The 22,799-nt window shown below is 61.5% G+C and carries 17 protein-coding genes and 1 pseudogene; 7 read left to right on the top strand and 11 right to left on the bottom strand.

Features of this window, described 5'->3' with window-relative positions:
• Positions 1 to 256: 256 nt before the first annotated feature.
• Positions 257 to 1,141 (bottom strand): LysR substrate-binding domain-containing protein, encoded by an 885-nt coding sequence (locus NKH36_RS23820; RefSeq protein WP_352964732.1) that lies wholly within the window; start codon positions 1,139 to 1,141, stop codon positions 257 to 259.
• A 76-nt stretch (positions 1,142 to 1,217) separates the two neighbouring features.
• Here NKH36_RS23820 and NKH36_RS23815 point away from each other — a divergent pair, with 76 nt between their 5' ends.
• Positions 1,218 to 2,813, top strand: a complete 1,596-nt coding sequence (locus tag NKH36_RS23815; protein ID WP_352964797.1) for a zinc-binding metallopeptidase family protein — start codon at positions 1,218 to 1,220, stop codon at positions 2,811 to 2,813.
• A 22-nt stretch (positions 2,814 to 2,835) separates the two neighbouring features.
• Positions 2,836 to 3,768 carry a dimethylarginine dimethylaminohydrolase family protein gene (locus NKH36_RS23810; RefSeq protein WP_352964730.1) on the top strand — a complete coding sequence of 311 codons (933 nt, stop codon included), beginning with the start codon at positions 2,836 to 2,838 and terminating at the stop codon, positions 3,766 to 3,768.
• Between the two features lie 80 nt (positions 3,769 to 3,848).
• Here the strand turns inward: NKH36_RS23810 and NKH36_RS23805 are convergent, their stop codons facing one another.
• Entirely contained in the window at positions 3,849 to 4,598 is a 750-nt protein-coding gene (locus tag NKH36_RS23805) for an SDR family NAD(P)-dependent oxidoreductase (protein ID WP_352964727.1), read from the bottom strand.
• Positions 4,599 to 4,694: 96 nt separating this feature from the next.
• Between NKH36_RS23805 and NKH36_RS23800 the strand changes: the two genes are divergently transcribed.
• Positions 4,695 to 5,588: a LysR family transcriptional regulator gene (locus tag NKH36_RS23800; RefSeq protein ID WP_352964726.1), complete on the top strand. Its 894-nt coding sequence runs from the start codon at positions 4,695 to 4,697 to the stop codon at positions 5,586 to 5,588.
• Positions 5,589 to 5,744: 156 nt separating this feature from the next.
• On the opposite strand, the gene NKH36_RS23795 is transcribed toward NKH36_RS23800, so the two are convergent.
• Positions 5,745 to 6,167 carry a VOC family protein gene (locus tag NKH36_RS23795; protein WP_352964723.1) on the bottom strand — a complete coding sequence of 141 codons (423 nt, stop codon included), beginning with the start codon at positions 6,165 to 6,167 and terminating at the stop codon, positions 5,745 to 5,747.
• Between the two features lie 202 nt (positions 6,168 to 6,369).
• Here NKH36_RS23795 and NKH36_RS23790 point away from each other — a divergent pair, with 202 nt between their 5' ends.
• Positions 6,370 to 7,569: an MFS transporter gene (locus tag NKH36_RS23790; RefSeq protein WP_352964721.1), complete on the top strand. Its 1,200-nt coding sequence runs from the start codon at positions 6,370 to 6,372 to the stop codon at positions 7,567 to 7,569.
• A gap of 187 nt (positions 7,570 to 7,756) precedes the next feature.
• Positions 7,757 to 8,303: pseudogene (locus tag NKH36_RS23785) on the top strand (GNAT family N-acetyltransferase).
• Here NKH36_RS23785 and NKH36_RS23780 read toward each other — a convergent pair.
• Genes NKH36_RS23780 through NKH36_RS23770 form a run of 3 tightly spaced genes read right to left on the bottom strand, consistent with a single transcriptional unit; the run spans position 8,300 to position 14,144 of the window.
• Positions 8,300 to 10,144, bottom strand: a complete 1,845-nt coding sequence (locus NKH36_RS23780; RefSeq protein WP_352964719.1) for a CHASE2 domain-containing protein — start codon at positions 10,142 to 10,144, stop codon at positions 8,300 to 8,302. The pseudogene NKH36_RS23785 and the gene NKH36_RS23780 overlap by 4 nt on opposite strands.
• A complete protein-coding gene (locus NKH36_RS23775) occupies positions 10,144 to 13,794 on the bottom strand; it encodes a tetratricopeptide repeat protein (protein WP_352964717.1) in 3,651 nt (1,216 codons plus the stop codon). The genes NKH36_RS23780 and NKH36_RS23775 overlap by 1 nt, the downstream gene beginning before the upstream one ends.
• Before the next feature lie 47 nt (positions 13,795 to 13,841).
• Positions 13,842 to 14,144, bottom strand: a complete 303-nt coding sequence (locus NKH36_RS23770) for a hypothetical protein (RefSeq protein WP_352960765.1) — start codon at positions 14,142 to 14,144, stop codon at positions 13,842 to 13,844.
• 391 nt (positions 14,145 to 14,535) lie between these two features.
• On the opposite strand from NKH36_RS23770, the gene NKH36_RS23765 reads away from it, so the two are divergent.
• Both NKH36_RS23765 and galE read left to right on the top strand, forming a co-directional pair.
• On the top strand, positions 14,536 to 15,510 hold the full coding sequence (locus NKH36_RS23765; RefSeq protein WP_352960674.1) for a UDP-glucuronic acid decarboxylase family protein: 975 nt from the start codon (positions 14,536 to 14,538) through the stop codon (positions 15,508 to 15,510).
• On the top strand, positions 15,507 to 16,481 hold the full coding sequence (gene galE, locus NKH36_RS23760; RefSeq protein WP_352960675.1) for a UDP-glucose 4-epimerase GalE: 975 nt from the start codon (positions 15,507 to 15,509) through the stop codon (positions 16,479 to 16,481). Before NKH36_RS23765 ends, galE begins: the two co-directional genes overlap by 4 nt.
• A 238-nt stretch (positions 16,482 to 16,719) precedes the next feature.
• On the opposite strand, the gene NKH36_RS23755 is transcribed toward galE, so the two are convergent.
• The 5 genes from NKH36_RS23755 to NKH36_RS23735 form a co-directional block, all read right to left on the bottom strand.
• Positions 16,720 to 17,955, bottom strand: coding sequence for an ABC transporter ATP-binding protein (locus tag NKH36_RS23755; protein ID WP_352960677.1), 1,236 nt, complete (start codon positions 17,953 to 17,955; stop codon positions 16,720 to 16,722).
• Positions 17,956 to 17,960: 5 nt separating this feature from the next.
• The gene (locus tag NKH36_RS23750) at positions 17,961 to 19,589 is read right to left on the bottom strand and encodes a glycosyltransferase family 2 protein (protein ID WP_352960678.1); all 1,629 of its coding nucleotides are present in this window, start codon (positions 19,587 to 19,589) and stop codon (positions 17,961 to 17,963) included.
• 242 nt (positions 19,590 to 19,831) lie between these two features.
• A complete protein-coding gene (locus NKH36_RS23745; protein ID WP_352960679.1) occupies positions 19,832 to 20,782 on the bottom strand; it encodes a glycosyltransferase family 2 protein in 951 nt (316 codons plus the stop codon).
• A gap of 88 nt (positions 20,783 to 20,870) precedes the next feature.
• Positions 20,871 to 21,716: an ABC transporter permease gene (locus NKH36_RS23740; protein WP_352960681.1), complete on the bottom strand. Its 846-nt coding sequence runs from the start codon at positions 21,714 to 21,716 to the stop codon at positions 20,871 to 20,873.
• Entirely contained in the window at positions 21,716 to 22,684 is a 969-nt protein-coding gene (locus NKH36_RS23735; RefSeq protein ID WP_352960682.1) for a polysaccharide deacetylase family protein, read from the bottom strand. The genes NKH36_RS23740 and NKH36_RS23735 overlap by 1 nt, the downstream gene beginning before the upstream one ends.
• Between the last annotated feature and the right edge of the window lie 115 nt (positions 22,685 to 22,799).

Here is a 22,799-nt window from a genome sequence, read left to right as displayed (position 1 = left end):
CTGCCCTTGTCCTCAATGCTGATTGAAATCGTAGGCAGGGCGGCGGCTCACCGCAACCGAATAGTTTTCGCCTGACCGGCAAATTTGATTCATCTATGGCGCCAATCTCCCCCCTTGAGGGGGAGATGGCCGCAAAGCGGCCAGAGGGGGTCGGTCCGACTGGGCTCGGCCTGCTGCTGCAAGATGGAGGCTGGGGCTTCACGCGCGGCGACCCGCTCTGTCGCCTTCGGCGACATCTCCCCCTCGCGGGGGGAGATTAGCTAATCTCCGACAGCTTCGACCTCAGCCACCTCCCGAACGCCTCCAGCACCGGGTGGCTCGCCTTCGCATGCTCGGAAACAAGGAAATAGGAGCGCGGCGATTTGATCGCGATGTCGAACGGGCGTACCAGCCGGCCTTCGCTCAGCGCCCGGCGGCTGGTCAGTTCGTCGCCCATGGCGATGCCCTGGCCGGCGATCGCCGCTGAAAAAACAAGGTTCATGTCGGAAAAGAAAATGCCGCCCTCAGTGTCGGGGTTCTCGACCTTGGACAGCGCCAGCCACCGCGCCCAGTCCTCGGTGTCGCCGAGATGCAGGAGATTGGCGCGCAGCACGTCGGCCGGCTTGGAAAAGCCGCCGATCTTGTTGAGCAGCGTCGGGCTGCACAGCGGCGTGAACGAGATTTCGCACAGAAGCTCGACGGCGCGGTTCGGCCAGTTGCCGACGCCGAATGCGATGAAGGCGTCGGCTTCGGCATTGCTGACATCGTCCAGCCGTCGCGGCGTCAGGATACGCAGCGCAACATCGGGGTACATCTGCCGGAATTCGCCAATGTGAGTACAAAGGAACAGCGAGGCGAAACCCGGGGTGCAGCTGACGCTGAACGAGCCGCCGACGCCAGTGCCGGCATGGCGCGTCACCGCGTCGCCCAGCACCGTCAGCGCCTTGCGCACGTCGCTGGCATAGCGCTGGCCGCGCGGGGTGAGCGCCACGCCCTTGCCGATGCGTTCGAGCAGATCGAAGCCGAGATCGCGTTCGAGCAGGCGAAGCTGATGGCTGACGGCGCTGCGGGTCAGATGCAGTTCGTCGGCGGCTCGCCAGACGCTGCCGTGGCGGGCAAAACTGTCGAGGGCGCGCAGCGCCTGCGTCGATGGAATTCTCAAGAGGTGAACCGAATTTGCATGAGCCGGGAAAACATATCACTTTTTGGCGAGGCGCTTCACTGCTTTCTTCTCGTCCATGGAGGAACCGGTGACGAACTCGGCTCAAGCAACCGCGCTTGCCTGTCTGGAAGACATCCAGCCGTCGCTATCGGCGTGGACGCGGACGATCTTCGATTTCGGCGAGACCGCCTGGCGCGAATACCAGTCGGCCGCCTGGTATGTCGAGCGGCTGAAATACGAAGGTTTTTCCGTCGAGGAAGGCTCCGGCGGGATGCCTACCGCCTTCTGCGCCCACTGGACCAATGGTGCTGGGCCGACCGTCGGCATGTATGCCGAGTATGACGCGGTGCCCGGCAATTGCCAGGACGCGGCCACCGTCAAGCGACCGCGTCCGGGTCTAGGCGCTGAGGCCGGCGGCCACACCGATCCGCATTCTGGCCTTGGCATTGCCAGCCTTGGCGGGCTGCTCGCCACCAAGGCGGCGATGCAGCGACACGGCATATCAGGCACGTTGCGCTTCACCGGCGAGCCGGCGGAGAAGGTGCGGGGATCGAAGCCCATCCATGCGGCGAAGGGCTACTACGACGGGCTGGCAGGCATGATCTCCTTCCATCCGTTCTACATGCTGCCGCTCTGCAACACGGCGCGCTGGGACACGCATTGCGGCGCGGCCTATGCGATGATCTACCGCTTTGTGTGCGACGAACCCGAAAATTGGGTTCGCGCAAGCAATGGCGCGCCGATCCCGCAGGCCCATTCGGCAGTCAGGGCGCCGGGCGCCAACGACGCGCTCATGATGATGTACATGGCCTCCAAGGCGCTGCGCGATTCCATGCTGCCGCATCAGGGCGGCTGGTCGATCAGCGAGGCGATCCTGACGGCAGGACAGGCGACCGCCGACAATCTGCCAGCGGGTCTGGCCGAGATCCAATACATGATCCGCGTGCCGACGCTTGCGATGGCCGAGCAGGTGACCGCCGTGCTCGACCGCAATGCGGAAGCCGCCGCGAAAATAAGCGGCTGCCGATACGAGCGGCACTGGGTGTCGAAGTCGCGACCGGGGCTCGCCAATCACGCAATGTCAGCCATCGCCTATGAGGCGCTGTCGACCGTCGGGCCGCCGCGCTGGGACGAGACTGCCAAGGCAGTCGCCCGCGAAATCCAGGTCAATGCCGGCGGAACGGCGACCGACGAGCCGTTTATCGCCGAATTGGAGCAACTGATCGCGCCTGAGGAGGCGGAAGCGTTGCTGCGCCGCGACCTGCCGCCATCACAGCTCAATTCGACCTCCGACGATTACACCGAGATGTCGTGGCACGCGCCGACGGCGCGGTTCTATGTCGCCCGGCCGGCGCTGCGGTCCGAGAACGGCCAGGCGTATCCGTCCTGGGCGATGAACGCGCTGGGCGGCATTTCCCCCACCATCGATCCGATGGTTACCTGCGCATCGAAGACGATCGCGCTGGCAGCACTTCGCCTGCTGGAAGACAAGGCCGCCCGCGACGCGGCGATGGACGAATTCGTCGCCCGCACCGGCGGCGGCATTGGCGGCAGCAATTGGCTGGCGCCGCTTTGCGACTACGACCCGCCGATCCATTTCCGCTGGCCGGAATATGTCACCACCCCGCGCGGACGGGACTGGTGGATACCAAGCAAACCGCAAGCTGCGTGATCACCCAAGCCAGGAGAATCCCATGACCGTTCATGACCGCATCGTCGCAGAACCGTTTTCGCTGCAGCGCCGCAATCCGGCCGGCGGCACCAAGCCGCTGACCGCCTGGGGCTTTGCCAACGAGACCGACGTCCTGACCGACGTGCTGCTCGGCTCGCCGAATTTCTTGCGCCATCTCTCGACCAGTTCGCTGTCGCGCAAGCATCTGCGCGAGGCGCCGTGCAACGTCCAGATCGCGCAGGCGCAGCACAAGGACCTGGTCGCTGCCTACGAGCATTTCGGCGTCAACATCCACTGGCACGAGCCGAAGCCGGAACTGCCGATGCAGGTCTACTCGCGCGATTCCAGCGTCATGACCCCGTATGGCGCCATCATCACCGCGATGTCCCAGTGGTGGCGGCGCGGCGAGAATTATGCGGCGATCCGCACTTATGAGAAGCTCGGCATTCCGATCTACGACATGGTCACCGCAGGCACTTTCGAAGGCGGGGACTTCAACGTCATCGAGGACGGCGTGGTGTTGATCGGCTGCGGCGGCGCCCGCACGCAGGAGGAGGGCGCCCGCCAGGTTCAGGCCTGGTTCGACAAGGAGGGATGGGAAACCCGCATTGCCTTCATCGACGAATATTATGTCCATATCGACCTGATGGTGGTGCCGATCGCGGAAAAACTGACCGCCGTCTGCCTCGCCTGTACGGAGCCGGGCATCGTCGACTGGCTGAAGGGCAAGGGACACGAGATCATCGACGTGCCGTTCCAGGACACGATGGCGCTCGGCTGCAACTTCATGTCGCTTGGCAAGGACAGGGTGATCGCGCCAACCTCGAGTCAGACGCTGATCGGCCAGCTCAAAGCGCGCGGCTTCGAGGTCGCGGCGGTCGACATGAGCGAGATCTCGAAGACCGGCGGCGGCATCCACTGCATGGCGCAGGCGCTGAAGCGCGAGCCGGCCTGAGGGCGGCGATAGCCCCCTCTTCCGAGTGGGGCGTGGAGCGGCCGGATGAGGGAATCTCAGCGGCCGCCGTCGCTCTATGCCTACCGCCAACCGCCCGAGGCGGTGATACGTTCGCCGGTGAGCCAGGACGCGTCGTCGGAGGCGAGGAATACCGCGATGCGGGCGATATCGTCGGGCTGGCCGAAACGCCCGAGCGGGGTCATGGCGATGATCTGTTTTTCGAACTCGCTGCCGACGATGCCAATCCGCTGCAGGCCTTCGGTGTCGACGCCACCTGGGGCAATGGCGTTGACGCGGATGTTGCGGGCGCCGAGCTCCCGCGACATGGACAGCGTGATAGAATCCACCGCCCCCTTGGTGGCGGCGTAGACCAGCGAATTCGGCTGCGGGTTAAGGCTGGCGACAGAGCTGATGTTGATGACGCTGCCGCCTGCGGCGCCGAAATGGTTCACCGCTTCCCGAATGGTCAAGATGGTGCCCAGCACGTTGGTGTCGAATTCACGGTGAAACTCGGCCTCGGTCACTGCTTCCAGCGGCTCGAATGCAAACACGCCAGCATTGTTGACCAGGATGTCCAGCGTGCCGAACGAGGATTTGGCGGCCTCGAACAGGCCGCGCACGTCGGCCGCTTGCGACACGTCACCCTGCACGGCAACGGCCCGGCCGCCTCTGTCCTTGATCTCGAAAACGACGCGGTCCGCACCTTCCTGCGATGAGACGTAATTGACGACCACGGCGGCACCGGCCGCCGCAAAACCCTTGGCGATGCCGGCGCCGATACCCTTGGAGGCGCCGGTGACTATGGCGACCTTACCGTTCAGGTTTCTCATTAAAATCTCCTTTGTCGATGACAAGCGATATCTAATGACGACCAAACAGCGTATTAGGATCATCTCGATCGGTTCTTTCGTGCCTGGAATTCTTGAATGACCACCATCCTCGAAAAGACCGCCGGTCTCGTTGCCTTCGTGCGTACAGCCGACGCCGGTTCGTTCCACGCCGCCAGCCGGTTGATTGGCTCCAGCCCGTCGGCGGTGTCGAAGAGCGTGGCGCGGCTCGAACGGCGGCTGGGTGTGCGGCTGATCCAGCGCTCGACGCGCCGGCTCGGACTGACCAGCGAAGGCGTCGCCTATTATGAGCGAGTGGCGCCCTTGCTGAGAGCACTGGATGATGCCGAGGACGTCGTCCAGATGGCCGATACGGCGCGCGGCCTGCTGCGCGTCACCGCCTCCGTCGAACTCGGGCGCGGGCTGATCGCCTCATGGGCGCAAGCGTTCCTGGCTCAGCATGGCGAGGTGAAACTGGAGCTTAGCGTCACCGACCGCCACGCCGACCTGATCCGCGAAGGCTACGACGTTGCGGTGCGCATGGGGGCGCTGTCCGACACCGGGCTTGTCGCGCGCAAGATCGCCAATTTGCCGATCGTGCTGGTGGCCTCACCGGCCTACATCGAACGGCGAAGCCGGCCGGAATCGGTCGAGGCGCTGCAGAGCCACGACTTCGTCCGCTACCAGATGGCCGGCCGGCCATACCCCGTTACCTTGGCCGACGGCACGACAATCGTGCCGAACGGGCGGCTCGATACGGATGACGGCGGCACCATCCGAAATGCGGCGCTTGTCGGAGCCGGCATCGCGCATCTGATGCAGTTTGCCGTGCAGGACGATCTCGACACCGGCCGCCTGGTCCGCATCCTCCCTGACGTAGCTATGCCGACCATGCCGGTGCACATCGTCCATGCGTATGGGCGACAGCTACCGGTCCGCGCCCGGCTGTTCGTCGATTTCCTGGCGGGCCAGATGGCGGCGCTGACGCGATAGGGCAGGCCCTTCGCGGCAAAAACAGCGGCAGCTTCGTCGATGGCCATGTCGTAGCCTTTGAGCGTCGCTGCGTTGAAGTTGAATTTTAACCGTTGGCGGCGCGACGTACCCTGTCAGTAGCGCAGCCGACCCCGACTTCGCTGTCGGTCCCTCGAGCTAAAACGTAATCTTCACCGAAGCGACGCTGCGGTTGGCCGGCCCGTGAAAGACGGCCTCGATGTTGTTGCCGTCGGGATCGAGCAGGAAGGCGGCATAGTAGCCGGGATGGTAGTGCTGCCGCTCGCCCGGTGCGCCATTGTCCGTGCCGCCGGCCTCGATCCCGGCCTTGTAGAAGGCGTCGACCATCGCGCAGTCCTTTGCCTGGAAGGCAAGGTGGTGGCGCCCCGTCAGTTTTCCCTGGGCCGCCTGGCTGTCGGCGCTGGAGACGAACAGTTCGTCGGCCCAGAAATAATCCTCGGCGCTGCCGCCGATCGGAATATCGAGCACCTTGAAAACCGCCTCGTAGAAGCGGCGGCTGGCCTTGAGATCCCCGACCACCAGCTGGACGTGGTCGATGAGACGGCCGCGATGAAGTTCCATGCCTGATAGCTCCTGATCGCCAGGTTGGAAATCTAGCTCAGGACGGCGCACGGTCAATGCAATGGAGCAATCGGGTGGCGACTGGATAAAAAATGCAACCGGATTGTAGGATTCGAAATGTCGCCATCGTCCTTCGGACGCAAGCGGTGTGACGAAGCTCGAAAGAAGTCGCGCCGTGTCCAAACGGTCTCGGGAGAAAAATATGAGCCTTTCCTATCGTTGGGTCATCGTCGCGGCTGGCGCCCTGATGACCTGTGTCGCCCTCGGAGCGATGTTCTCGCTGGCGATATTCCTCGAACCGATGGCGCTCGACACAGATTGGTCGCGCGCCGGCATATCGAGTGCGATGACGCTGAACTTCCTGGTGATGGGCCTCGGCGGCTTCGCCTGGGGCGCCATTTACGATCGCTACGGCGCTCGCATTGTGGTGATGACAGGCGCGGTGCTGCTTGGGCTGGCGCTGGTACTGGCCAGCCGCACCGGCTCGCTGCTTGTCTTCCAGGTCACCTATGGCGTGCTCGTCGGCCTTGCGGCAAGCGCCTTCTTCGCACCGATGATCGCGCTGACCACGGCCTGGTTCGACAAGAATCGCAGCCTTGCCGTTTCGCTGGTTTCGGCCGGCATGGGCGTGGCACCGATGACGATCTCGCCCTTCGCGCGCTGGCTCATCACGGCCTATGACTGGCGCACCGCCATGTTCGTCATCGGCGTCGCGGCGTGGGCGCTGCTGGTGCCGGCCGCGCTGCTGGTGCGCCAGCCGCCGAAGCCGGCCGCTAACGACGCCGCCGATCTTGCCGCCAACGATACCGGCATGTCGGTTCCGCAAGCGTTGCGCTCGCCGCAATTCATCGTTCTGGCACTGACCTTCTTTGCCTGCTGCGCGGCGCATTCCGGGCCAATCTTCCACATGGTGAGCTATGCGATGCTGTGCGGCATAGCGCCGATGGCGGCAGTCAGCATCTACAGCATCGAGGGCCTGGCGGGGCTGGGCGGCAGGCTTCTATACGGCATGCTTGCCGACCGGCTGGGGGTCAAGCCGGTGCTGATTACCGGTCTGGCGATACAGTCCGTGGTAATCGCAGCCTATCTTGCCGTCAGTGAGCTTGGTCAATTCTACACGCTCGCCGTCATCTTCGGCGCCACCTATGGCGGCGTGATGCCGCTTTATGCGGTGCTGGCGCGCGAATATTTCGGCCAGCGCATCCTCGGCACGGTGTTTGGTGCTGTAACCATGCTGTCCAGCATCGGGATGGCCTTCGGCCCGCTCGCCGGCGGCATGGTGTTCGATGCGTATGCCAGCTATTCTTGGCTGTTTATCGGCTCGGCCCTTGTCGGGCTCGGGGCAGTGGCGGTGGCGATCGCCTTCCCGCAGCTGCCGCGCGGGGAGTTGCAACCGGCATAGTTTGGCGGAGAGGACGCAGGGTCGAAAGCGGACATCGACTATGTCAGCTTTCGATCCCTATCCGGTTATTCCGGCGGCGAAACAGCGTCTTGATAGCCGACATTCCGCGGACCAGCGATCATGACCCAAACCTCCATCTGTTCGCGTCATCGAAGGTGCTAGCGCTGCGTTCCAGAGGGAGCGCAGCATGCCGAATCATCCTGCTATCGACATCCCGGTCATCGAGACGCCGCGCGCCATATTGCGCGGGCACCGGCTTGACGATTTCGACGATTATGCCGCTATGTGGGCCGATCCGGCCGTGATCCGCTTCATCGGCGGGGAGCCGCGACTTCGCGAATAGCTGGATACGTTTTCTGCGCCATGGCGGCATGTGGGCCATGCTGGGCTTCGGCTTCTGGGCGGTCGAGGAAAAAGCCACCGGCTGCTTCATCGGCGAGGCCGGTTTTCACGATCTGAAACGCGACATGAAGCCGTCCATCGAAGGTGTGCCGGAAGCCGGCTGGGGGCTGATCGCGGCCAGGCATGGCCAGGGATTCGCGACCGAGATCGTCAAGGCGGTGCATGGCTGGGGCGACGCCCGGTTCAATGGAGCGAAGACGGTGTGCATCGTCGATCCGGACAATACCGGCTCCGTAAACGTCGCCCTGAAATGCGGTTATCGCGAGATAACCAGAACGAGCTACAAGGGGTCACTGACAATCCTGTTCGAACGCGAACGGACAACCGCCTAACTTGCGGCTGTCGAAACCGGTGCGCTTACCGCCGCGGGGGCATAGACCATGGTAGACTCGCCGCGCCCCTTTACGGTGATCTCGCGCAACGGGGTCAGCGGAATCCTGTCTGACACCAGTTCGGCGGTCGCCCGGCCGATCACCAGCGGAACGCCGAGATCCTTCGAGGCGCCCTCCAGCCGCGATGCCAGATTGACCGCGTCGCCGAGCGCCGAATAGTCGAAGCGCTGCTCCGATCCGACATTGCCGACGACGCATTGCCCGGTGTTGACGCCGATGCCGATGCGCAGCGCAATCGGCGTTTCGCCGCGCGTTTCGGCCTCCGCCTGCAATTGCGCGTTCAGCCGATCTAGCGCGGCGAGCATTTCGAGGCTGGCCTCCACCGCATGGATGGCGTGGTCTGGATCGTCCAGCGGCGCGTTCCAGAACGCCATCAGGCAGTCGCCGATATATTTGTCGATGGTGCCGCCATGCGCCATCACGACGTCGGAAAGCGGCGTCAGCAGCCGGTTGATCAGCGCTGTCAGCCGCTCGGGATCGCCCTTCATCGCCTCAGCGATGGTGGTGAAGCCGCGAATGTCGCAAAAGAGAATGGTCAGCGTGCGGACCTCGCCGCCAAGGCGAAGCTGCGTCGGGTCGCGCGCCAGGCGTTCCACCAGGGCCGGCGACAGATATTGCGAGAAGGCGCGCGTTATGCCGCGCCTAAGCTTCCGCTCCGCCGCGAAATCGCGCGCCGCCTGCGCGCTTGCGACAAGAGTAAAGGCAAGCGCTGGCGCCAGCGGCGCGACGAAGACACGGCCGTAGCGCAGCGACATATAGCTGCCGGCGAGGAGCGCCAGCACGGCAACCACAGCGCCGGCCAGGGTCTTCCATCCGGTCGACTTCCAGACGGCAAGAACGCCAATGCCCGCGCCAAGCAGGATCGAGAGAATTGCCGCCCATGCCGGGGGGCGCGCGATGAACAGCTGATGCGCCAGATTGTCGAAGACCGTCGCCTGGATCTCGACGCCGGAAACGAGCCTGCCGGTGCGGATGGTGAACGGCGAGGCGTGGACGTCGGCGCCGCCTTGCGACAGCGTCGGCGCGTTCTGCAGGCTGAGCCCGACCATGACGATGCGGCCGCGGAAAAAATTCTCCGGCAGGAAACTGTCGGGATCGAGCGCCTGATAGTAGGAGACGGTCGGATATGTGCGAGACGGGCCGAAGGCCTGCAGCAGCGCGTTTCGCGGTACAGTGGCCGGCCGGCCGGCGGCATTCAGAAGCTCTGCCGCAAAGCCGTCGCCATAGCCCGGCACGCGCCGCAGGATGCCGTCGCCGTCGGGGGCGATTGAGGCGATGCCGGTTGCGGCGCCCGTCGCGGTGAAAATGGCCAGCGGCTCGACCCGGACATGCTGGGCGGCCTGCTCGGTCTCGATGAACGTCTCGTGGCCGGCCAGAACCACGTCCGGGCCAAGACTCTTGACCAACGCTTCGTCCGCGGCCGGCGTCGACGGCTCGGCAAAGATGATGTCGAGCCCGACGGCTTTCGCTCCAACGCGGCGCAGAGCCTCGACGAGCCGCCCGTGAAGATCGCGCGGCCATGGCCATTGCAGGCCGATATCGGCAAGCGAGGGCTCGTCGATGGCGACAATGACCGGCCCGTCATCGGGCGGGGGCGGCGGCGAAATGGTCGAGAGATAATCGAAAGCGCGCGCCTCGACGAGCTTCCATGGCGTGAGCAGGGACAGACCAGCAACCAGCAGCACGGCGAGGACCGCGATCGCAAAAATGCCGTTGCGGCGGGAGGAGGTTCCGGGCGCGGAAGCGCCAAGGCCCTTCCACCACGGCCCGCCGGCAAACATCAGAACCGGGCCTTCAGCGAACCGACGATGCTGCGGCCCCAGCCGGGGGTGAACGGTGCGACCTGAAAATCCTCGTCGAACAGATTGTACGCGGCAATTTCGAGTTCAAATCGTTTGTCGAAAGGTTCCCAGGTCAGGAAGGCATCCGTCGACCAGTAGGATTCGAGCTCAGTCCCCGCCGCATCGCCGGTGCGTGAGCCGACATAGGTTTCGGCCAGCGTGACCTTGATGTTGGACGGGTGAACCCAGGTCAGGCCAAACCGCGCGGACGTTTCGGGGACAAAGGGCAGCGGGCCGCCGAAGCCTGGACTTGTCGGATCTTCGTTCTCTGAATCGGCGTAGGCAAAGGTCGCGAACGCGCCGAAGCCGTTGCCGATCCAGACGTTGGCCGTGGCGCTGATCCGGTCGAGCCGGCCCTCGCTGAGATCGATTGTGGTGGCGGAAGCCGGAACGCCGATCGAAAGTTTCTCGAATTCCTGATGCTGGTAATCGACGGCCGTAAAAAGGCGGCTGTTCCACTCGGCGTCCCAGCGCGCGGCAAACGTGTCCGAAAAGCCGTCGACAGCTAGAGAATTCTGATCGGATTGCAGGCCGAGTATTCCGACCGGCGCCAAGGTCGCCGACGTTATGAACGAGCCTTCGCGCAGGAACCCGGCGCGTAGGTAATGGCCTTCGAAAGGCGTCCAGGCGACACCGAGGCGAGGTTCCAGGCGTTGTTCATCAATCGTGCCACCGTCGAGATAAGTGCCGAATAGGGCTCCCTCCACTTTGAGAGTGGGGTTGAACTCGTAGACGGCGTCGAAATAGACGCGCCCAATGGCGACATCGACTGCCGTAGTGGATTGGGATATGATTGTGTCCGGGATAAAAGGAAACACGAAAGAAAACGTTTCGTCTTTTGAGACTTCCAATAGTCCGCCCTCACCTCCGTATCGGAGAGTCAAGTCACCGGTTCCGTAGATGTGATTGAATGCGGCGAGATAGGATTGCTGGCTGGTCTCACTCTCCAGAATGAATCCTGTTTCCCCGAAGCCGATTTCCTCCAAGCGGGTTCTGTTGCTTCGATCCGTAATGTCGGTCGCAAACAGCGCCGCGCTGGCAACGTTCTGGTAACCAAATGTATGGCTCCAGGCGACCCCGGCGTTGCCGGTTCGGGTGTCGCCGGTGTCGGCATACGTTCCTCCTAGCGGCAGAACGGTAGGGTCCAGCACTGTGCTTAGGTCGAACTCGAAATCGTTGACATCGATATACGCCACCGCGCGGTCATTCGGCGTCGGCTTCATGGCCATGTAGCCTGTGCCGGTGATCGACCGGTCCTCGAGATCGAACTGGCCGGTCGCTGGATCATCGCCGCGACGCGTGTCGGTCTCCAAACCGTTGATCCTGCCGTAGAAGCTCCAGGGAAAGGGAGCTGCTTGATACCCTTGGGTTTCGATTTCGCTGTTCCAACCCAGATCGCCGTCATCGGCGACAAAACCCCCGCCGACGGTGGTTTCGATGAAAGGTCGCCGGAGGATGTTGGCGCTCGTCTGGCGGCCGGCCAGCATTTGCGGGTCGAGCATCAAGCCTTGGAAAAACGATGAGAAGCTGGTTGTATTAGCGCCCGGTTCCGTCGGCACGTCGCCGAAACGCAGATTGTTGACGAAGGGATTTATGCTACCGGCAAGCGCCTGGTCGACATAGCCGGAGCCGGTGAAGGGATCGAAAACCGCGTCGCCGTAGTAGCGGCCCCAGGCGTTGAGATTGAGTAGCCGGAACGCGTCGTTCAACGTCGAGCCGGTGTCGCGATTGGCGCTGAGCGCGGCATAGTCGCCGCCGCGCGCTCTGGTGCGCTTCAGCGCTTCCTGTGCGCTGGCGATCGCCTTGTCGGCTTCGTACTCATCGATTGCAACCGCCGTGCGGAAGGATGAAATCACCGGATCGTTCGGATCAAGGCGATCGGCGTTTTCGATAGCCTGTTCGGCGGGTTCCAGCTCGCCGGCTTCGTAATAGGCGACGGCAAGCAGCAGCAATCCATTGGAATAGGCCGGATTGGCGGTCGTGCCGGCGAGCAGGTCGTCACGCGCTTTGTCCAGTTCGCCGGTCTGCAGATAGTAGCGGCCGCGCGCAACTAGCCCGATGTCGAACGCCGGATCGACTGCGAGCGCCGTGTCGATTTCGGCCTTCGCTTCGGCCGTGCGGTCCTGCTCGAGATAGATGATGGCGAGGTTGGCGTGGGGGACAGGATCTTTCGGGTCGAGTTCGATAGCGCGCTTCAGCGCCGCCTCCGCCTCGCGAGTGGCGCCGCGCGCGCTCTGAACGAGGCCGAGAGCGTTCCAGCTCGCCGAGCCGGGCGCCAGCTCCACCGCGCGCTCGAGGTCGGCAAGCGCGCCTTCAAGATCGCTCTTGATTCCGGCCCGATAACCGGCGCGTGCTTGGAGCGCGATCATATTATCCGGGTCGAGCGACAAAGCGCGATCGATTGCCGCTTCCACCTGTTCGCGGTCGTCGAGCAGGAATGCAATTTGTGCCCTGAGGGCGGGCAGCGTCGGATCACCGGGATAGCGCCGTTCGGCTCTTTCGAGAACGGCAATCGCAGCTTTGAGGTCGACCAGAAATCCGGCCGTCAGAGCCTCGGCGATGGCCGCGGCGACGCCGGCATCCGCATTAACCGGCGGAGCTTCGACATGGCTGGGGTCAGCCAGCGAGCGCGCATAGTAGCCGCCATAGCGCGCCATGACACGCCGGCTGGGATCGAGATGCGGCGCCGCGCGTTCGAACAGATGCGCCGCCTCGGCATAGCGCTGTTCGGCGCCGGCGATCAACGCGTCGATCAGATCGAGCCGGGCTTCCTGCGCGCGCGTCAGCGGCAATTGTCGCGCCTGCCTGGCCGCGTCGCGCGCCGCTTCCCGCCCTTCAAAGTCAAGATTAACCTCGGCCAATGTCACCCAGTCCTCGGCGGATCGGGACGACGGTTCCATCGCCTTTATCCTGGCGCGCGCCTTGCGCATGTCCAGGCTCGACAATGCCGATGCTGGCAGGACGGTGAAAGCGTCGCGCAAGGAGTAGTAGAACAGCATCTGCTCGCGGTCGTCCGAATCGACGATGACGACCTTCGTCGGCGCCGAGCCGATCGTGGCCGCCGCGGCTTCGCCCTCGGCGACGCTGACCGAGCCGAATTCGTTGGTGAGTTCTACCGTGCCTTCCAGCACGATCAGCGAGGTGCGGCCGTTGCCGTCGACGGTCATCGTCCAGTCGGTGCCGCGGATGGCGGCGGCGGCGGCGGGCGTGTCGATGGTCAGCCCTTCGCCGCCGCGCTCTGCTCGCGCCCAGACGGTGCCGCTCTCCAGCTTGAACTCGGTGCCGGACGCCCCGCCGATCTTTTTGACCAGGAGCGTCGTATTGCGGCCAAGCCGCATCTGGGTGCGGTCGGCAAACAGCACTGCTAGGCTGCCGGTGGCGTTGGTGCGCAGATAGTCGCCGGGGACGACGTCCTGCCTGAGATCGACCACCTGCCAAGAGGCGAATTCTAGGAAGCGCACTTCCTCGCCCGATTTGCGGGCAATGACCGACCCGGCCGCCGGCTGGTTGCGCGGCACGACATCGGCCGCCGCCGGCTGGATGCCGACGAGCGCCGTCAACAACAGCGAAAAACTTACCGGCCCGCGCATCGCAGTTCTGAAGCGCCCCCTCTTCGAACGGCTTTATGACGGTTCATTCATCGAACTGTCAAATACTCCGTTGCAGCAGATCGCCGAATACGGCAAACGTTGCTGTCCGGACACACAGCATCGGAAAACAGGCGAAAAAAGAATGGCTGCTTCAACGAAAGAAAAGCTGGCGGTTGTTGGCAGCCAGGAGCTCGGCTCGAGGGGAAAAGATTACCTTGATCATCCCGGCGGATGACGGAAAGGTCGACGAAGCGGTCGATCGCTCTGAGCAGGTGATCCGCCGGCACATGCCGCTCCAGGCTGAAGCCGTAGAACAGCTCCTCCTGCATCACACTTTGCTCGCCCATCATCGACTCAATCTCCTCTTACGACGAAGATTGAATCAGTGCTCCAGGACTGCTGCAACCCGGACTTTTCAACACAATCGACCCCCCAGTCCCGAGGCGTCCCGTGGCAACTATAAGAGCCATGTAAAGTCTCTGAGCAGGACCTTGATTAGCAATCGATCATGCTGCGGCGCAGCGCGTTCATGCCAAAATCCGATTGCCGGTAGGCTGAGGTTCGAACGAAAAACCGTCAAAACGGGCGATTAAACGGTTGTTTCGCGGATTTGCGCCACGCCTCACGCAACTATTTCAAGCGCGTTAACATTTTGTGTTGCGGCGCAGCATTTTTTTCCTATCCTGGGCTCGGGGCATTGGGCGTTCGATAGCGTGAAGAACCGGCGTGAGGATCCCAAAAATGCAGCGGGTAAAGCGAGTGTTGGTGACTGGGGGCGCAGGTTTTCTGGGATCGTTCTTATGCGAGCGGTTGCTTGCTGAAGGCAACGAGGTTGTGTGCGTTGACAATTTCTTCACAGGAAGTCGGAGAAACGTCTCGCATTTGCTCGACCACAGATCCTTTGAGATCATTCGCCATGACGTGACATTTCCGCTCTACATAGAGGTTGATGAAATATACAACCTTGCCTGCCCGGCAAGCCCCGTTCACTACCAGTTCGATCCGGTCCAGACGACAAAGACCAATGTCCATGGGGCGATCAACATGCTGGGGCTCGCCAAGCGGGTTCGCGCAAAGATCCTTCAGGCGTCCACGTCTGAAGTCTACGGCGATCCCGAGGTTCACCCGCAGACCGAGGACTATTGGGGCAGGGTAAACCCGGTCGGCCCCCGTTCCTGTTACGACGAAGGCAAGCGGTGTGCCGAAACGCTGTTTTTCGACTATTGGCGGCAGCACAGGCTGCGGATCAAGGTAGCGCGCATCTTCAACACTTACGGTCCGAGGATGCGTCCGGACGACGGCCGCGTCATTTCCAACTTCATCGTGCAGGCACTGCAGAACCAGCCGATAACTGTGTACGGCACCGGCGAGCAGACACGCTCATTTTGCTATGTCGACGATCTCATCGACGGTCTGGTTCGCCTGATGCACACGGCCGACGATGTTACCGGCCCGATCAATCTCGGCAACCCGGTCGAATTCACGATGCTCGAACTCGCCAATCTGGTGATCGAGCTTACCGGAAGCCGATCCAAGATCAGGTTTTTACCTTTGCCCGTCGATGATCCAAGGCAGCGACAGCCTGATATCGGGTGTGCCTTGCGCGAGCTCAATTGGAAGCCAAGAATCGCATTGCGCGATGGTCTCGCCAAGACCATTGCCTATTTCGATGACTTGGTCTCATCGGGATATGCTCGCCCCGCTGCAGCCGAATGAAAACAGTCTTGGTCACTGGCGGGGCGGGTTATATCGGCTCACACTGTTGCAAGGCATTCGCCGAATCCGGTTGGTCGGTCATTGCGTATGACAACCTCTCGCGCGGCTGGCGCGACGCGGTCAAATGGGGACCGCTTGTCGAGGGCGATGTTTGCGACGGCGCAGCGGTGGCAGCAGCGCTGCGCCAGTATCGGCCGGATGTAGTGGCGCATTTCGCCGCTTACGCCTATGTCGGCGAGTCCGTCGAACGCCCGGAACTCTATTACCGAAACAACAGTTTCGGTACGCTGGTTTTGCTCGAGGAGATGCTGAAGGCCGGCGTCGACAAGCTGATCTTTTCGAGCACCTGCGCATCCTACGGCGTTCCCGTTCGGTCCCCGATCGACGAAATGCACCCGCAATCGCCGATCAATCCCTATGGATGGTCGAAATTCATCATAGAACGCATGGTGGACGATCTCTCCTCTGCCCATGGCCTGAACGCGGTTGTGCTGCGGTATTTCAACGCCGCTGGATGCGATCCCGACGGCGAGATCGGTGAACGGCATGAACCGGAGACACATGTCATTCCGCTCGCCATCGAGGCGGCGCTCCGGCGGGGCGGGACTTTCACCGTCAACGGCACCGACTTCGACACAAGGGACGGAACCGCGGTGCGGGACTATGTCCACGTCACCGATCTCGCCCGTGCTCACGTTCTGGCAGGGGAGAAGCTTCTCCGCGATTCGGGAGTCCACGTTTACAATCTCGGCACCGGAACCGGAACGACGGTGAACGAGTTGGTCGACGCGGTGAGCCGGGCTTCGGGAACGCGCTTTCCTGTGGCCTACGGTCCGCGCAGGGCGGGCGACCCGCCTGCGCTTGTAGCCGCGGCCGGCAAGGCGGCCCGGGAACTCGGCTGGATACCTGAGCAATCCGGAATCGACCGGATCGTCGAAACGGCGCTGGCCTGGTACCGCCGCCGGTTGTGATGATCTTTTTTGCGGAAGAGCCCTACCGCTTGGTCAACAGGCAATCGAGTGCGGCGGCGACTGCGGCAAGCGAGAAATTTTCCTCTATCCGCTTTCGCGATCCCTGACCGAGGCGTTCCCGTAAGCCCGGATTGTCCTTCAGTCTTTGTATGCGCGCGCGATTTCAGCGTTGCGGTCGGCGTTCGACGGATTGAACTACATCGAAGATTCATTCGCCAGGACGTCACTCCACGCGCCTTCAATCCACCTTAAGCAACTGGGCAGAATGCGACAGTCGCACAATCCCGTGCTCTTTCAGATATGGCCAATAGGAGTCATTGACTGTTGCTGCAACAACGTCGAACGTTAGCAAGTTCTCGCTTGCGAGGTCCGGGTCATCCTCTCCCCACGCATAGAGAGCCGCTCCAGCGCTATAAGTGCCTGGCAACAATCCCAACGATCGCACGCTGAACACGACCGTGGCTTCCCCAACTATGTCAAATTGGCCAACACCTTCCGCGAGGCTTTCGAGCACAGAGATCAAGTTGCCTTCCTGATCAAAAATCTGGATATGAACCACGCTACGGTGAAACGAATTCCTCGCGCCCAGCTTCAGCACAAAATCGTAATCGCCGCCAAACTTGAGTTGGCTGCATCGCTCGCGCGTACCCGGATACACAATAGCCACCTGCATCCAGAGGTCATCATCGCCAACGCGCTCGGAACCGTTGCTGCTCGCGGCGGTGTTCGACAGGTACGCATCGATGATCGATGATGCCTCGCCAAAATCCTTCAGAAGGCCGCGGTCCAGATAAATCGCTTTTGTGCAATGCTGCCGAACCATGGCCATGTTGTGGCTCACGAACAGCACGGTCCGACCTTCACCCGCGACGTTCTTCATCGTGCCGATACATTTCCTTTGAAATTCAGCATCGCCGACAGCAAGCACCTCGTCGACGATGAGAATCTCGGGCTCCAGATGAGCAGCGATCGCGAAGGCAAGCCGAACATACATGCCGGATGAATAACGCTTGACCGGCGTTTCGAGAAAGCTGCCGATATCGGCAAATTTGATGATCCGGTCTAGCTTACGCGTGATCTCGGCCTTACTCATGCCGAGGATCGCGCCGTTGAGGTAGATGTTCTCGATCCCGTCGAGATCCGGATGGAATCCGGCCCCTACCTCCAGCAAGCTTCCGATCCGGCCTCGCATCACTGCCTCGCCCTCATCCGGAGCCGTGATCGAGGTCAAAACCTTGAGCAACGTGGTCTTTCCCGAGCCGTTGCGTCCGATAATACCGCACACGGTGCCAGTCGGAACGGAAAAAGTGATGTTCTTGATGGCGAAAAATTCGTTGAGGGAAGCTTGGGCTTCCCGCGAGCGCAAACGCGCGACAAGTTGTTCGACCTCCTCACGCAATGAGCGCACGCCGATCGCGCCGCGCCGGTAGCGCTTGGAAAGTCCTCGGACCTCAACGGCTGGCAATTCTGTCATCGATCTCAAGCCGTAACATTTGCGGTTCGACCGCGGGGCTGATCAGCGGTCAGCCCGTCCTTTACGACGCGCGCCGTGACAACGATAGGATAGGCGGTATCCCGGACGTCGAGCTTCTGGTCAGAAACTTCTTCCTTGGCGAGTCCCTGGAGAAAACAAACTGCCGCAAACACGTTGCCGTGGGTTTCGAGCGCCATATTCGCCGTGCTGAAGGATTTCGCAAGCAACTTCGCCAACGCCGCCTGCGTCAATGACCAGAACCACGTGCTGCCCCACTCGCCGCGATCGACCGGGGTGATGCCAGGAACAGTTAGCAGCAGCACGCCCCCGGGCTTGAGCGCTTCGGCCAGTGCAGCGACCGCGGCCGACATGTCGAAGATCAGATGAAGTGTTTGCGTGAGGATGATGCAGTCAAAGGCGTTTGACGGCAGGACTCCGGGCTGCGACAGGTCGCCTATGATGGTCGCGTTTGGATTATCGGGATCAACATGCAGCACGTCGCTCTTGACGACATGAGCTCCGCCAAATTGCATCGTGTAGCTGTTGTCGCCGATTTCCAGCACACGGCCATGTATGTCGGCCGCATTCAATTGTAGGAAATTCTCGATATAATACCGATCTATTGGCTTGCCGCGATCATATCCAAATGTGCGGCTCATCGGCACCGTGCGCGTGAAATCCCCAAACCGCACCGAACCGACGAGCGGAGCCACCCAATCGGCGCCGGAAGCTCCGAGCAGCCGTTGCACATGCCTGCCGACCTTGCGCTTTGTCCTAAATGCCGCCGTTTGCAGCGTGATCGGCGGCGACATCTGCAAAGCCTGCAACAGCATGCGAATCGCTTTGGCAGGTTCGGTGCGGATCGCGCGCAAGGCCTCAGTGGTCAACTCTTCGGTATAGTAGGTCTTCCAGAACCGCCTGCCATCGCGGACTGCAAGACGCACATCGTCGTCAACCGGACCTGCCAACTGCTTGTCAAGCACCGACAATGCTGCAGCGAGCATCATCGATCGATTCTTCGACATGTTGTCGCCGTGCATGCGGTACTCGGCGACGACATCGTCGTGCGTTACGATCGAACCGCGCCGGGCGATTCGCAAGAATAGCTCATAGTCTTCGCAGGACCGCATTGAAGCGTCGAACCCGCCCATGGCCGCGAGCCTCTCCCGCCGATAAACCACGGTCGCATGCATCGCAATGAAGTTTCCCGTCCGCAGTAACTGAAGATAAGGATTTTCAACAAGCGCGACGTGATGCTTGTCTGACTCGATCGCACCGCTTCCATTGATGAAGCGATGAGCTCCGTAAGCGAGAACCGCATCTGGATGCGCAACCAGCATTCGCACGCCCGTCTCAATGGCATTCGGAAGGAGACGATCATCCGCGTCCAGAAAGATGATGTAATCGGAACTGGAAGCCGCCAGTCCGGTGTTTCGGGCGGTCGCGAGCCCGCAATTGTCCTGCCTGATCAGGCGCACGCCTGGATGACGCTCGACAACCGATGCCGGATCGTCGGTGGATCCGTCGTCGACGACAATAATTTCATCCATCGGCCGGCTTTGACCAAGACAGCTCTGAATGGCTTCCTCAAGAAAGCGGGTGTGGTTGTAAGTTGTTATGACGACTGCGATCATGAAACAGCCAAATTCTCCTTAGCTTCGCAGAGAGGCAACGGGCTGGTGTTCGTTACCAGAAATCAAACGCGACCTTAGGCGTAACAAACAGAATTTTTGGTACAGAATAATGGACACTCGTCAGTTTTTAGCACGTAGCCCCCAGTGAGGCGATGCGACTTATCATTCACGTAAAACGGTATCGTTAATATCAGACAGCTCAGGCTCGGTCGCGATCCAATCCGCGCCACCGGTCCCGCCCACTACTTCCGTGCTCTCGTCAGCAGCCTGAACACCTTCGACAGGATGCGGCGTGGCGTCAGCCGCCGAGCGAACCGGCGTCCGGCTTCGATGGCGAGGTCAAATCTATCGCGAAGTGTCAGAGGTCGACGCTGGGCTGGATAGCGCGCAAATGCGAAGCGGAGCGCCCGCTCCAACTTCGGCGTCATCAATCCCGAGGCCGACGCATGCATCTCAACCCATTCGAGGAAGCCAATGCGAGCAGCATGCGGGCGCAGTCGATCGTAGATGCCGGAAGCAGTTGCCTTGGCCGATGTCGAATCGAGGTGCTGCCTGTATCGGCCGGTGGGCGTGGATGTCACGAACACCGGATAGCGTAACAGCAGCTTTACTAGAAGGGTCTGGTCTTCGTAGAGTTCGAACGCCTCATCGAAGCCGCCCACCGCGACCAATGCTTCGCGGTGAACCATGATCGAGCAGATGCACGGCACATGGGCCCGCTGGCGCACGATGACCTGGTCGAGCAGGTCGGGAGGCATGTGCAGACGGTTCGATTGGCGTGGCATCGAGTCGGTCCAGTTCCTGTGCGGCTCATCGGGGAACCACCACAGGGTCGGTCCGTAAAGGAGCTTGATGCAAGGATGCGCATCAAAGATCGCAAGTTCCGTTTCGAATTTTTCCGGCTCAAATATATCGTCACCATCCAGGAACGTGAAGAACATGCCCGACGCGGCCGCGATTCCGGCATTGCGCGCCGCGGCGGCGCCGCGACGCTGGCCGTCCGATGGAATGAAACGGATTCGCGGATCTGCGGTTGCTGCAGCCACCGCGATTGCAACGCTCCCGTCGAATGATCCGTCGTCAATGAGGAGCATCTCCCAGTCGGAGAAGGTTTGCGCGCGCACGCTTTCGATCGCGGCCGGAAGAAACCGCTCGACATTGAGGAAAGGCGTGATGACGGAGATCAATGGCATCGGCGTCGTGCCCATCGTGCAGAATGCGCGGCGGCCGACGAAAGGCGGCCTTCACTCTCTACGGGGCCGCAAGGGTTGTCATTTCTCTTCACAGCATGTCCATGGCCGTCCGTTCGACGCGTTGAAAGATCACGACGCCGATGAACAGCACGACCGAGGTCGTGACAAGCGCTGCAGCGATTTGTGGCGCACCGACTGCCGAGGTGCCGAAGAAGCACCAGCGCCCTTCGTCAATTATGACAGCGAGCGGATTCAGAAATCCGGTCAGCGTCCGGTACTGCTCGGGAATAGCCGAAAAAGGAAAGATGATCGGCGTCACGAACAGCCAGATCTGAATCAAGAACGGAGTCATATGAGCTGTATCGCGGTACTTCGCGGTTGACGCTCCTAGACAAAGCCCAACAGCCAACGCGAATGCCGCGACCTGGATGATCACCAGCGGAAAGAACGCGAGGCGCCACGATAGCCCGTCCACTTTTCCTGTCAGCTGGTACCAGAGCAAGAAGGCCAATGCGACGCCAAGCTGGATCGCCAGAGCCACACTGTTCGACAGCAGCGACGACACGGGAACGACGAGTCGCGGGAAGTAGATCTTGCTGAAAAGATGACCGTTAGCAATGAAGACCTGGCTCGCGGTGGAGACGACTTGGGAAAAATACGACCACAGCACCAGCGCTGTCAGATAAAAGATCGGCGCGGGATGGCCGCCGGTTGAAATGCCCGCGATACCGCTGATGACGGTGGTCAAGGCTGCGGTAAGCGCCAGGGGCTGCAGGATCAGCCAAGCCGGACCAAGCAAGGTCTGCTTGTAGCGGACTTTGATGTCGCGCATCGCGAACAGGAGCAGCAGATCGCGATAGCGCCACAGGTGCCAGACATCAAGGTCAAACCAGCCGCGTCGAGGGCTGATAATGGTAGTCTGCTGTGCGTTCATCAGAACAGATGATCCTCGATTTTTCGCAAGAATTCATCCCCTGACCAGTTGTCGACATACAATCGAGGTAAACGCAGCACGTCTGCCTCGGGCGTAACGCACCCGGCGCGCGTCGTGCATGCGAACTCAAACTCCGCTTCCCTGACGGCAGATACCGACAGAGCGTCATGGTCTCCGAATGGATATGCAAAAGAGAGAACGCGTTTTCCGGTCATTTGCTCACAGGCCGAACGGCCGTCGACGATCTCGCGAAGCTGGGTCGCAAAGGAATGGGCAGGAAGCGTGGGATGACTGACAGTATGACCGCCGATCGTTATCAGGTCGTCACTGATGTCACCAACCTCCTCGGGAGTCATAATACAGTGCTCTGGCCTGGCGTCGAGACCAACACCCGCCCATTTGGCAATGTCTTCGATGTGTGCGTTCTGCCGCTCATACGGCAGCGTTCGGAGCGCCGACCACACCTCACGGTAGACTTTGTCACGGCCGGCCTGATCCACCATCTTCGGGATAAGCCAGTGATGCCTGCCTCCCTCGATCGTGATGTCGAGTTGGTCAGGCAGTTCAGGCGTCTCAAGACAGATGCGCGTGAGCGCATCCCACCAGAATTCTCTGCCGCTTCCTATTGCTCCCGTCGCAACAAACAGCGTCATCGGGCAGTCGTGACGCTGTAGGATCGGGCGAGCGTTGCTGTAGACGTCGTGATAGCCGTCGTCAAACGTGACAACCGCAAGCGGTTTGCCCGGCTTTCCCCGTGCGATGACATCGAACAGCTCATGCAAATGCACCACCTGCCGGGTCCGCGTCAGCGCTTCGATTTGTTCGTCGAACCTTGCCGGATGGACGGCTAGCCTCCACGGATCGACGGCGATATCCGCAACGCGATGGTACATCAGTATGATGGGAGCACGGGCCAGGCGCCGACGCCGCGCCAGCCGACCAAGCTGCAGGAGAACACGCGGGATCACCATCGGTCTCCCGCCGCGGGAACCGTAAAAACCACGCTCATGTCCGATCGCGGGTGCCAACTCCATCGGCAGAAACGCGATACATGTGAGTGTTCAAAGCATCGCTGATGGCAAT

Source organism: Mesorhizobium sp. M1312, assembly GCF_040318115.1.
Classification (GTDB): Bacteria; Pseudomonadota; Alphaproteobacteria; order Rhizobiales; family Rhizobiaceae; genus Mesorhizobium.
This window is presented reverse-complemented; position numbering and strand designations above follow the sequence as displayed.

Excerpts from the sequence above, each read along its gene's own strand:
- NKH36_RS23815 (WP_352964797.1), top strand. The coding sequence starts at position 1,218 with ATGGAGGAACCGGTGACGAACTCGGCTCAAGCAACCGCGCTTGCCTGT.
- NKH36_RS23810 (WP_352964730.1), top strand. The coding sequence starts at position 2,836 with ATGACCGTTCATGACCGCATCGTCGCAGAACCGTTTTCGCTGCAGCGC.
- NKH36_RS23805 (WP_352964727.1), bottom strand. The coding sequence starts at position 4,598 with ATGAGAAACCTGAACGGTAAGGTCGCCATAGTCACCGGCGCCTCCAAG.
- NKH36_RS23800 (WP_352964726.1), top strand. The coding sequence starts at position 4,695 with ATGACCACCATCCTCGAAAAGACCGCCGGTCTCGTTGCCTTCGTGCGT.
- NKH36_RS23795 (WP_352964723.1), bottom strand. The coding sequence starts at position 6,167 with ATGGAACTTCATCGCGGCCGTCTCATCGACCACGTCCAGCTGGTGGTC.
- NKH36_RS23790 (WP_352964721.1), top strand. The coding sequence starts at position 6,370 with ATGAGCCTTTCCTATCGTTGGGTCATCGTCGCGGCTGGCGCCCTGATG.
- NKH36_RS23780 (WP_352964719.1), bottom strand. The coding sequence starts at position 10,144 with ATGTTTGCCGGCGGGCCGTGGTGGAAGGGCCTTGGCGCTTCCGCGCCC.
- NKH36_RS23775 (WP_352964717.1), bottom strand. The coding sequence starts at position 13,794 with ATGCGCGGGCCGGTAAGTTTTTCGCTGTTGTTGACGGCGCTCGTCGGC.
- NKH36_RS23770 (WP_352960765.1), bottom strand. The coding sequence starts at position 14,144 with ATGATGGGCGAGCAAAGTGTGATGCAGGAGGAGCTGTTCTACGGCTTC.
- NKH36_RS23765 (WP_352960674.1), top strand. The coding sequence starts at position 14,536 with ATGCAGCGGGTAAAGCGAGTGTTGGTGACTGGGGGCGCAGGTTTTCTG.
- galE (WP_352960675.1), top strand. The coding sequence starts at position 15,507 with ATGAAAACAGTCTTGGTCACTGGCGGGGCGGGTTATATCGGCTCACAC.
- NKH36_RS23755 (WP_352960677.1), bottom strand. The coding sequence starts at position 17,955 with ATGACAGAATTGCCAGCCGTTGAGGTCCGAGGACTTTCCAAGCGCTAC.
- NKH36_RS23750 (WP_352960678.1), bottom strand. The coding sequence starts at position 19,589 with ATGATCGCAGTCGTCATAACAACTTACAACCACACCCGCTTTCTTGAG.
- NKH36_RS23745 (WP_352960679.1), bottom strand. The coding sequence starts at position 20,782 with ATGCCATTGATCTCCGTCATCACGCCTTTCCTCAATGTCGAGCGGTTT.
- NKH36_RS23740 (WP_352960681.1), bottom strand. The coding sequence starts at position 21,716 with ATGAACGCACAGCAGACTACCATTATCAGCCCTCGACGCGGCTGGTTT.